Source organism: Vibrio sp. D173a (assembly GCF_030248475.1).
In genome coordinates this window covers 1-770 of sequence record NZ_JAHGAH010000581.1, presented here as the reverse complement: position 1 = coordinate 770, position 770 = coordinate 1, and the positions used below count along the sequence as shown (strand labels likewise).

Below are 770 nucleotides of genomic sequence, written 5' to 3'. Positions count from 1 at the left end.
CAACGGCTACCAATGGGATAACCAGCATCTTGATTAAATTGATAAAGATCGCACCTAGAGGAGCGAACATAGTTGCGCTCTCGCCCATCATGGCACCCACTACAGTACCCACGATCATAGCAATAACGACTTGAATGCCGATATTGCCTAGTAAACTCTTTTCTTTTAACACTTCCGTTACCTCTGTGCTACAAAATGTAAAATTCCTAGAACTACATGCCAATGTACGTCGTACCATTGGATGAATATTTCGTGATGAGTTTTACACTTATCTGTTACATTTATCAATATGAGCAGAGACGAAAATGCATCAAAAAACGTGACATCTGGCGAGCTGATGGTAGCGCTTGTAGAACAGCGGAGTACCAGAAGAAAATTTGTAGTAAGAGAGGAACGTTGGTAAAACCAAGAACTGTCGCTAGGATGATACCCAGAACAGAAACGAGTGCGGTATTAAGCAGGCCAACGATGAATGTTCGACCATAAGAGAAGGTTTCGTCATATTCGACGAGTGTTAAACCGATACCAAAGCCAGCTTCTTGACTTAGGAAATCGAAACCGGTAGCGATGCCGCGCGCGTCCAAGTTCGTTAACGCATTGTTGACAATGGTATAGAAGAAAGCGGCGAGAGCACCAAGAGCGATGATCTGAAAGACGACCGATCTGAAAGTTGGGTTATAAAGAAGGTTTGCGCTTTTAGCTTGGGGTTTTTCCTGGGACGGAGTAAGAGTGTTGTTAGGTTTCATACTGCAATAACCTCAAATCCATTT

General features: G+C 43.2%; 1 protein-coding gene and 1 pseudogene. Both read right to left on the bottom strand.

Annotation, left to right across the window (positions count from 1 at the left end):
* Nucleotides 1-238 (bottom strand): cation:dicarboxylate symporter family transporter (locus tag KIV40_RS27675; protein WP_285352403.1); only part of this gene is annotated, 238 nt, incomplete at its 3' end.
* An 88-nt stretch (nucleotides 239-326) separates the two neighbouring features.
* A pseudogene (locus KIV40_RS27670) lies at nucleotides 327-746 on the bottom strand (amino acid ABC transporter permease); the annotation flags it as partial.
* Nucleotides 747-770 lie beyond the last annotated feature (24 nt).